This is a genomic window from Candidatus Methylomirabilota bacterium, assembly GCA_035936835.1.
Lineage (GTDB): Bacteria > Methylomirabilota > Methylomirabilia > Rokubacteriales > CSP1-6 > AR37.
Genome location: DASYVT010000195.1, coordinates 1 through 9,014, shown reverse-complemented (window position 1 = coordinate 9,014; position 9,014 = coordinate 1). Strand labels below are relative to the sequence as shown.

At 72.4% G+C, this 9,014-nt stretch carries 10 protein-coding genes; 7 read left to right on the top strand and 3 right to left on the bottom strand.

From position 1 onward, the window contains the following. From VGV06_17430 to VGV06_17420, 3 genes are all read left to right on the top strand, one after another. Positions 1-803, top strand: an 803-nt coding sequence (locus VGV06_17430) for an ABC transporter permease (GenBank protein ID HEV2056926.1), incomplete at its 5' end; no start/stop codon positions are given. Next, a complete protein-coding gene (locus VGV06_17425; GenBank protein ID HEV2056925.1) occupies positions 769-1,671 on the top strand; it encodes an ABC transporter permease in 903 nt (300 codons plus the stop codon). The genes VGV06_17430 and VGV06_17425, both read left to right, overlap by 35 nt. A 91-nt stretch (positions 1,672-1,762) precedes the next feature. Further along, positions 1,763-2,047 (top strand): hypothetical protein, encoded by a 285-nt coding sequence (locus tag VGV06_17420; protein HEV2056924.1) that lies wholly within the window; start codon positions 1,763-1,765, stop codon positions 2,045-2,047. Between the two features lie 340 nt (positions 2,048-2,387). Here the strand turns inward: VGV06_17420 and VGV06_17415 are convergent, their stop codons facing one another. Both VGV06_17415 and VGV06_17410 read right to left on the bottom strand, forming a co-directional pair. Beyond that, the gene (locus VGV06_17415) at positions 2,388-3,221 is read right to left on the bottom strand and encodes an isocitrate lyase/phosphoenolpyruvate mutase family protein (protein HEV2056923.1); all 834 of its coding nucleotides are present in this window, start codon (positions 3,219-3,221) and stop codon (positions 2,388-2,390) included. 38 nt (positions 3,222-3,259) lie between these two features. Next, positions 3,260-4,114 (bottom strand): DMT family transporter, encoded by an 855-nt coding sequence (locus tag VGV06_17410; GenBank protein ID HEV2056922.1) that lies wholly within the window; start codon positions 4,112-4,114, stop codon positions 3,260-3,262. 86 nt (positions 4,115-4,200) lie between these two features. Here VGV06_17410 and VGV06_17405 point away from each other — a divergent pair, with 86 nt between their 5' ends. From VGV06_17405 to VGV06_17390, 4 genes are read left to right on the top strand one after another with little or no spacing between them, the layout of a single operon-like run. After that, entirely contained in the window at positions 4,201-4,845 is a 645-nt protein-coding gene (locus VGV06_17405; GenBank protein ID HEV2056921.1) for a hypothetical protein, read from the top strand. Then, entirely contained in the window at positions 4,826-6,859 is a 2,034-nt protein-coding gene (locus VGV06_17400) for a tetratricopeptide repeat protein (protein ID HEV2056920.1), read from the top strand. Before VGV06_17405 ends, VGV06_17400 begins: the two co-directional genes overlap by 20 nt. Then, positions 6,859-7,647, top strand: coding sequence for a VOC family protein (locus VGV06_17395; GenBank protein HEV2056919.1), 789 nt, complete (start codon positions 6,859-6,861; stop codon positions 7,645-7,647). Before VGV06_17400 ends, VGV06_17395 begins: the two co-directional genes overlap by 1 nt. Next, positions 7,644-8,519, top strand: coding sequence for a ChaN family lipoprotein (locus VGV06_17390; protein HEV2056918.1), 876 nt, complete (start codon positions 7,644-7,646; stop codon positions 8,517-8,519). The genes VGV06_17395 and VGV06_17390 overlap by 4 nt, the downstream gene beginning before the upstream one ends. Here VGV06_17390 and VGV06_17385 read toward each other — a convergent pair. Then, a partial coding sequence (locus tag VGV06_17385) for a hypothetical protein (protein HEV2056917.1) occupies positions 8,516-9,014 on the bottom strand: 499 nt, incomplete at its 5' end. The genes VGV06_17390 and VGV06_17385 overlap by 4 nt on opposite strands.

The window sequence follows — 9,014 nt, the reverse complement described above, 5'->3', positions numbered from 1 at the left end:
CTCCCGACGCGCCCATCAGCGAGATGGAGCGGGTGCGCCGCGAGCTGGGCCTCGACCGGCCGCTGCCCGTCCAGTACGCGGTCTTCCTCGGCAACACGCTCAGGCTCGACTTCGGCCCATCGCTGCACTTCCGCGAGCCGGCCTTCACCGTCGTGCGCGGCTACATCCTGGCCACGCTCGAGCTGGGTCTCACGGCCTTCGTTTTGGCGGCGGTCTTCGCCGTGCCGATCGGGCTTCTCTCGGCCATGAAGCGCAACTCTGTCCTGGACCATGCGGCCATGGGGTTGGCGCTCATCGGCCAGTCGGCGCCGACGTTTTTCCTCGGTATCCTCTTCATCCTGCTGTTAGCACTCAAGGCCGACCTCTTCCCCACCTCCGGACGCGGCGGCTGGCAACACCTGGTGCTGCCGGCGCTCACGCTCGGGGCCTTCACCATGGCCTCGATCGCGCGGCTCACGCGCTCGGCTGTGCTCGAGGTGCTACGCGCCGACTACATCCGCACGGCGCGCGCCAAGGGGCTCGGGGAGCTGAGCGTCGTCATCAAGCACACGCTCAAGAACGCCTCCATCCCGATTCTGACGATCACGGCGCTCCAGTTCGGCACGCTCCTGGGCGGCGCCGTGGTGACCGAGACGGTCTTCGCCTGGCCCGGCATCGGCAGGCTGGCCGTCCAGTCCATCTACAACCGAGACTACCCGGTCGTCCAGTGCACGGTCTTTCTCGCGGCGGTGATGTTCATCGTCATCAACTTCGCCGTCGACCTTCTCTATGGCGTCCTCGATCCCCGCGCCCGCGCCGGCTGAGCTCGCCCTGGCGGCGATGCAGGAGTCGCGGCCGCGCGGCAGGCGCATGCCCTGGCTCATGCGGCTGGGGCTCGGCTTCGTGGCGCTCCTGGCGCTGCTGGCGGTCGTGGCGCCGTGGGTGGTGCAGGACCCCGAGCGCCAGTCGCTGCGCACCCGCTTGAAGCCTCCGACGCTGGAGGGCGCCGACGGCCGCACGCATCTCCTCGGTACGGACCATCTCGGCCGCGACATCCTCGCCCGCGTGATCTACGGCTCGCGGGTGTCGCTCGTGGTCGGCCTGTCGGCCGTGCTCGTGGGTGGGCTCATCGGCTCGACGCTGGGCCTGGCGGCGGGGTACCGCGGCGGCCGCGTGGATGCCGTCATCATGACGGTGGCGGACGCCCAGCTGGCCTTCCCCTTCATCCTGCTCGCGATCGGCATCATCGCCGTCCTGGGCCCGAGCTTCCCGACGCTGGTCGTCGTCATCGGGCTCTCGGGCTGGGTCAGCTACGCGCGCATCCTCCGCGCCCAGGTGCTGGTGCTGCGCTCGCGCGAGTTCGTCGAGGCGATCCGCGCGCTCGGCGGCTCCGTGGTCCGCGTCGTCCTGCGCCACGTCCTGCCCAACGTGCTGGCCTCGCTCGTCGTGGTCGCCACCCTCGAGCTGGCGCGCTCCATCGTGCTGGAGGCGACGCTGTCCTTTCTGGGGCTCGGCATCCAGCCGCCCACGCCCTCGTGGGGCGGCATGATCCAGGACGGGCGCGACTACCTCGACTCGGCGTGGTGGATCTCGACCTGCCCCGGCATCGTGCTCATGATCACCTCGATCGTGATCAGCCGCTCCGGCGACTGGCTCCGGGACGTCCTCGACCCGACATTGAGGGGCGAGTAGCCTGCGGGGAGGGGCGAGTAGCCTGCGGGCGCCCGCTGTGCCCCGGCCCGGCTTCTTGACGTGCGCGGTGCCCCGTCACATTATGGTGCCGATGAGAAGCGCGGCCCGCGGTGCCGTGGCAGCCCTCCTGTTGCTGGGGCTCGTCTGCGCGGCAATCGCACAGGAGGTCCGGGTCTTCCACGGTCGCGTCATCTGGGTCCAGGGCACGACGATGGCCTTCGCTCCCGACAGCGGGGGGACCTTCGACGTGGACGTGTCGAAGGTCGATCAGACCTCCTACGAGTTTCTGAAGAGCGGCGACGCCATAACGGTCGTAGGGGTCGTCACGGCCGACGGAAACAGGGTGATCGCCTCCACCATCACGCCGGACCGGTAGGCCGTCCCCTCCCGGACGCGCAGCCATCCTTCGTCCGACTGCGGGCGTCCGGCTGCGGGATCTCCGCCCTGCTGCTCGCATCCGTCGCGGCCGCGCAGCCGACGCCGCTGCCGCTCGACACGATCAGGCTCCCGCAGGGATTTGCGATCGAGCTGGTGGCCCACGTCGACAACGCTCAGACGGCTCGCCGCTGGTGTCCGACGATGTCGCCGGGGCGATCTACCGGATCAGCTACCGCGGTTGACCTGCCGATTTCCGCGGCGACGGTAGCAGAGAGCCTCTCGCGCGGGAAGCCTGGCAGAGTCGCGTGGGAGCTCGCGACCCGGCCGCGATCTCCGCGTCACCGCCACCTGGCGAAGGTCTGCCGGAGCTCCGCCGACGGGACCGTGTCGCGCATATACGTGAACGATCCCTGCTCCTTCATTTCGCGGGCGCCCTTGAGGAAGGCCGCGAGCGCCAGGCGGGAGAGGGCGCCGCCGACGCTGATGCGCTTCACACCGGCCTCGGCGAGCTGCGCGACTGTGATCGACGGGTCGGCCGCGCTCATCACGACATTGACCGGCTTGCCGACGGCGGCGGTCACGGTGCGGATCGAGGCGAGATCCCTGAGTCCCGGCGCGTAGAGCACCTCGGCGCCGGCCGCCTCGAAGGCCCGGAGCCGGCGGATCGTGTCGTCGAGGTCGCGACGGCCATGCAGAAAATTCTCCGCCCGCGCCGTCAGCATGAACGGGGTGGGCAGCGACCGCGCTACCTCGACCGCGGCCCGTACGCGCTCCACCGCCAGCTCGAAGTCATAGATCGGATTCAGCGGGTCGCCCGTCGCGTCCTCGATGGAGCCGCCGACAACGCCCGCCTCGGCGGCGAGCCGGATCATCCCGGCGGCGGCGTCCGGCTCGTCGGCGTAGCAATTCTCCAGATCCGCGTTGACGGGCAGGTCGGTGGCGCCCGCGATCGCCCGGCAGTTCGCCAGGACCTCGTCGCGGCTCACCGCTCCCGTGCCGTCGGCGCGTCCGAGCGTGTTCGCGAGCCCGAGGCTTGTCGTCGCGAGCGCCTCGAAGCCGAGCGAGGCCAGGAGCCGCGCCGTGCCGGCATCCCACGGGTTCGGGATCACGAAGGCCCCCGGGCGCGCATGCAGGGCCCGGAAGGCCGCTGACTTCTCCGCGTATGTGGCCATGTCGACGTGTCCTTTCCGGAGTGAGTTGTTGGCCCGCCTTAGCGGGCCAGGGCGACGCAGATGACGCCGCTCGCGACGATGGCGGCGCCGATCAGGCGCTGGCCGAGGGCGCCCTCCTTGAACAGGAGGCTCCCGATCAGCGCCGAGATGACGATGGAGACCTCGCGCCCCGCCACGACGTAGCCCGCCTTGGAGAGCCGGAAGGCGAAGAGCACGAGAAGATAGCCGCCCGGGCTCAGCACTCCCGACAGCAGCACGGCGGTGCGGTTCTCGCGCCACTCGCGCGCGAGGGAGCCGCGCCGCGCCAGCACCGGCGGTAGCAGCGAGATGCAGGAGCCCAGCATCATCGCCCAGAGGTAGGGCAGCGGGTTGATGTGCGACACGCCGACTTTGTCCACGAGCGAGTAGGAAGCGATGCAGAATCCGGTGGCGACCGCCCAACCGATGCCGGGCTTGAAGAGCGCGTCCTCACTCCACGCGCCGCGCCGCCAGTGGAGCGCGAAGATCCCCGCGAGGATCAGCGCGATACCCAGGATGCCGAGCGCCGAGAGCCGCTCGTCGAAGAAGTAGAGGGCGCCGGCGGGCACGAGGGCCACGCCCAGGCCCCGCGCCATCGGGTAGACGAGGGAGAAGTCCCCCGTCTGGTACGCCTTGCCGAGGACGAAGAAGTAGACGCTGTGGAGGATGACGGTGGCGACGACGAAGGGCAGGGCGCTCGGCCTGAAGCCGTCTCTCGCCAGCACGTAGAGAGCCGGCGGTCCCAGGAGCAGCGAGGAGAGCACCCCCGCCCACCAGAGCATGGCCATCGGGTCGCGCGCGCCCTTGGCCATCGCGTTCCACATCGCGTGGATGACCGCCGCGCCCAGCACCAACGCCAACGCCGCGCCTGTCACCGGCCAACCCTACGGGCGCCCCGGCGGCCGTGTCAACTCTCGTATAATGTCCCCAGACTCGCTCTCAGGAGACCGGAGGCCTTTCCGTGCCCTACTCGCTGCGGTTGATCGAAGACACGCTCGCCCCCGGCGCGCGCTACAAGCCCGCGCTCGCCTCGGCCGCGGGTGTGCTTTACCTGGCGGCGGGAGACCTTCGCATCGAGGGTGGCGCCGCAAGCGGCCCGCTCGAGCCCGGCCGCGCTCATCTCGCCGCCAAGCCCGGCGCCGCCGTGGCCGGGGCCTCGGGCGCCCGTGTGCTCCGCTTTGAGCTGGTCCGCCAGCCGCCGCCTCCCGCGGGCGGCCGCGTGCTCCTCGAGCACCCGATGGCGCTCGACCCTCGCGCGCCGTGGCTCCTGCGCTGCGATCGCGTGGACTTCGACCGCGGCGGAATCGCCCTGCCGCACCGTCACCGGGGCGGCGGCATCCGCTGTCTCCTGAACGGGCGCCTCGACGTGACCGTAGGGCAGGGGACGGCGCGGGCGATGCGCCCGTGGGACGCGTGGTTCGAGAGCGGCAAGGAGCCGGTGCTGGCCGTGTCCGCCAAGGACGAGGAGACCTCGTTCATCCGGGTCTCGGTGCTGCCTGCCGAGATCCGCGGCAAGAGCTCCATGATGTACGTGGACCCGGGCGACGCCGCGCGCAGCAAGCCCCGGACGTACACGGTCTACGTGGATGAGCCCATCGCGCTCTGAGCGCGTCACTGCGCCGGGCGTGTCGGGCGCGGCTGCGCTCAAGGAGGCGGCGCGGGCGCTCACCGGCGGCCGCTTCGCCGAGGCGGAAAGCCTCTGCCGCGCAGCGCTCGCCGGCAATCCACGCCACGCCCAGCTCCGCGCCACTCTCGGCGCGGCGCTCCGCCGCCAGCGCCGCCCGGAGGAGGCGGAAGCGGAGTTCCGCGAGGTGGCGCGGCTCTGGCCGCGCTCGCCGGCCGCGCACGTGGATCTGGGCGCGGTCCTGCTCGAGCAGCGCCGCTGGGGGGAGGCCGCGGCGGCCCTCCGCGCGGCGCTCGGTCTCGCGCCGCGCACGGTCGAGGCCCACTTCAAGCTCGGCCTGGCTCTGGAGCACATGCGGCTGTGGGCCGACGCCGAGGCCGCGTACCGTGAGGCGGCCCGGCTCAAGCCGCGGCATGCACTGGCGCATCTCCGTCTCGGGCTCGTGTGCCGGCGCCAGGGCCGGGCGGCGGAAGAGGAAGCCGCGCTCCGCCACGCCGTCGGGCTGGCCCCGGCTGTGGCCGACGCGCACGTCAACCTCGCCCGGGCGCTTGCCGTTCAAGGGCGCTACGCCGAGGCCGAAGCCGCGTTCCGCGAGGCCCTCGCCCGCGCTCCTCGCCACGCGATAGCGCACGACGGACTGGGCGTGGTGCTGATGGCCCAGGGTCGTCTCGAAGAGGCGGCCTACGCGCTCGAAGAAGCGCACCGTATCGAGCCGGCGCGGCTTCGGACCCTCGTCCACCTGGCCGACGCGCTCAGGCGCGCGCGGCGCTCTAGCCAGGCGGCGACGCGCTACCGCGAAGCGATCCGCCAGCGGCCGGGTCTCGCGCGGCTCCACGGCTGCCTGGGCCTCACGCTGTGGCGGCTCCGACGCTACGGCGAGGCGGCAGGCGCGTGGCGTGATGCGACGCGTCTGGAGCCCGCGCGCGGGCTATGGCATCGGTGGCTTGGGCTCGTCCTCGAGAGACTGGGCCGGCTGCCCGATGCCGCGGCGGCCTTCGAGCAGGCGCTCCAGCTTGACGGTGACGACGTCGCGGCCTGGCTGGGTCTCGCGGCCGTGTGCCGGCGCCAGGGTGACTGGGAGCAGGAGGCACAGGCCTATGCGCGCGCGCTGGCGTTCCGGCCCACCGACGCCCACCTCTACGCGGCGCTCGGCGTCGCCTTCGAGGCGCAAGGGCTCGAGGCCAATGCTGAGGCCGCCTTCCGCGAGGCGGTGCGGCTCGCGCCCGAGAATCCCGACCACCACCTCGACCTCGGCATCGCGCTCGGCCGCCAGGGGCGCCACGCCGAGGCCGAAACGGCCCTGCGCGACGCCATACGGCTGAGCCCGTCCGACATCGTGGCCTGGGGCAACCTGGCATTGGGCCTGGGCCGCCAGGGGCGCTACGCGGAGTCCGAGGCGGCATATCGCGAGGCGTTGAGACTCAAGCCGGACGGCGCGGCGCTTCACCGGGGCCTGGGCATGGGTCTCTACTTCCTGGGACGCTACGAGCCGGCCGAGGCAGCGTTCCGCGAGGCTGTGAGGCTCAATTCCGCCTATGCGCGGGCATGGGCCGACCTGGGCGAGGTCCTGAGCGAGCAGGGAAGGCTCGCCGAGGCCGCCGAGATATTCCGCGAGGCCGTTCGCGTCAAGCCGCACCGGGTCGGATCGCACCGGAGCCTAGGGCGCGTCCTGCTGGCCCTGGGGCTCGATGCGGAAGCCGAGGCGGCGCTCCGCGAAGCACTCAGGCTCCGCCCCGGAGACGCGCAGAGCCACTTCAATCTCTGGGCAGCGCTCGAGAAACAGGGCAAGCACGCCGAGTGCGAGGCGGCCTACCGCGAGGCCATACGGATCAGTCCGGAGCACGCCGAGGCCCATGCGCGGCTGGCCGCCGTGCTCGAGAGGCTCGGCCGAACGGACGAAGCGCTGGCCGCGTGCCGGGAAGCCGCGCGCCTGGAGCCCGGCGACCCGCGCTACCGCCACGCGCTGGACGCGCTCCGCCGAAGGATCCGAGCCTGATGCTCCTCGGCGTGGACCATTTCGTCATCGCCGTCGGCGATCTCGCGGCGCTCGGCTTTTCCGTCGTGCCGGGCGGTCGCCACGCCGCCGGCACCCACAATGCGCTCATCGCGCTCGCCGCCGGCGCCTACATCGAGCTGATCGCCTTCCACGAGCCGTACCCTGAGCATCGCTGGTGGACGGCGCTCGGGCGCGGCGGCGGGCTCGTGGACTACTGCCTGCAGACCGACGACCTCGCCGCCGCCACTGGGGCCTTCCGACGCGCCGGGGTAGCGATGACGGATCCGAAACCCTCGGTGCGCACGCGCCCCGACGGCTTTGCTGTCAGGTGGGTGCTGGCGCTCGCGGAAGGGCCGCAGCGCGGCGTGGCCCCGTTTCTCATCCGTGACGAGGGGCCGCGGGCCGAACGCGTGCCGCCGGAGAGCCGTCATGCCAACGGCGTCACGGGTCTCGCGGCGGTGACGGTGGCCGTCGCGAGCGTGGGCGAGGCGAAAGGCTGGTACGAGGCGGCGCTGGGGCGCCCGGGCGAGGCGCTCCACCGCGACGACCTCGACGCCGACGGTGTGCGCTTCGCGATTGGCCCGCACGCGCTGGAATTCCTTCAGCCCAGAACCGAACGCGGGCAGCCCAGAACCGAACGCGGGCAGCCCCGTCACGGACGCGGGCAGATCGGCCAGTGGGTCGACTCGCGCGGGCCCCGGCCCTACGCCGCGCGCTTCACCGGGGGCCCGCCTGGCGCCGCGCTCGATCCGCGCCTCACCCACGGCGCCCGGCTCAGCTTCGGGTGATCCGGGCTTCGGTTGCTCGGCGCCTCGCCGCCGCGCTCGCCATGGCGGGTTGCGCCGCGGCGGCGCCATCGCTCGACGACGATCCAGCCGCTGTCGCGCGCCGTATCGCGGCCCGGGCGCGGGAGGTCCAGATCGTCTATCTCGGCGAATCCCACGACAACCCCTACCACCACATGGACCAGGCGCGCGTGCTCGAGGCCATGCTGGCCGGAGGCGCGCGGCCGGCCCTCGCCTTCGAGATGCTGGCCCAGGACCAGCAGCCCGCTGTGGACCTGGCGATGCGCGACGGCGCCGACCCGGCCGCGGTCGGGAAGCGTCTTGGGTGGGTTGACCGCAGCTGGCCCGACTTCGAGATGTACCGGCCGCTCTTCGACCAGGCAAGGCGCGACGGCCTGCCGCTCGTCGCGATCGACCTGGACCAGCGGACGGTGCGCCGCATCGCCAAGGAAGGGCTGGGCTCCCTGCCTGCCGACGAGCGAATCAGGCTTGTCTCGCGCCTGGCTCCGGAAGCCGATCGCGAGCGGGGCATCGCGCGCGACATCGAGGCCGCCCACTGCGGCCTCCTGCCGGCGGGCGCGGTGCCTAGCATGGTGGACGCCTGGCACGCGCGCAACGTCACCATGGCGCGGCGGATCCTCCAGGCTCTCGAGCGGGCGCCGCAGGTGGTGGTCATCGTCGGGCGCGGGCATCAGGCGCCGGGGGGTCTTGCCGATCAGGTCGATGCGCTGCGGCCCGGTGCCCGACAGCTGATCGTGGACTTTGTCGAGGCGGGAGCGGAGGAAACCGGCCGGGCGGCGCCGGCCAACCACATCGTCTGGCCGAGGCCTCGCGTCGAGCGCCCCGACCCTTGCGCGCCGCTTAGAAACCGCTAGGCCGGGTCGGGGGTCGTGTCCGCTTCTATCGTCGACACCCGCGTGTAGGTGATGCCGACCTTGTTGCCGCTCTGGTCGAGGATGACGCCGTCCTGGGTCACCTGGGCCAGGATGCCCTTCATGGGATCGCGCGCGTTGCGCACCGCCACGAGGACGCGCTTGCCGAGGAGCGGCTCGGCCTCGGCCCTCCACATGGAGTCCAAATCCGACAGCGCGCTCGCGTCCGCCGGCTTGAGCTCGGTGATGCGACCCATGCCGGGAACGACGAGCCCGCCGCGGCCGCCGGCGCCTGAGCGCCCCCTGGCTGCGAAGGGGCTGGGCCGCCCCGAGGGCGGCGCGGGGATCTGGAGCGACGCGCCGGCAGTGTGGCCTTCCGCCATCGGCCGGCTCGGACCGGGCTCGACGGCCATCGTGACGACCGGGCCTTGGGTCGCCCCGGGGGGCGCCGGAGCGGACTCGTCGGCTTCGAGGTCGCGGAGGATGTCGGACAGCCGG

Coding starts and splice junctions, on each gene's coding strand:
- VGV06_17425 (HEV2056925.1), top strand. CDS start 769: ATGGCGTCCTCGATCCCCGCGCCCGCGCCGGCTGAGCTCGCCCTGGCG.
- VGV06_17420 (HEV2056924.1), top strand. CDS start 1,763: ATGAGAAGCGCGGCCCGCGGTGCCGTGGCAGCCCTCCTGTTGCTGGGG.
- VGV06_17415 (HEV2056923.1), bottom strand. CDS start 3,221: ATGGCCACATACGCGGAGAAGTCAGCGGCCTTCCGGGCCCTGCATGCG.
- VGV06_17400 (HEV2056920.1), top strand. CDS start 4,826: ATGAGCCCATCGCGCTCTGAGCGCGTCACTGCGCCGGGCGTGTCGGGC.
- VGV06_17395 (HEV2056919.1), top strand. CDS start 6,859: ATGCTCCTCGGCGTGGACCATTTCGTCATCGCCGTCGGCGATCTCGCG.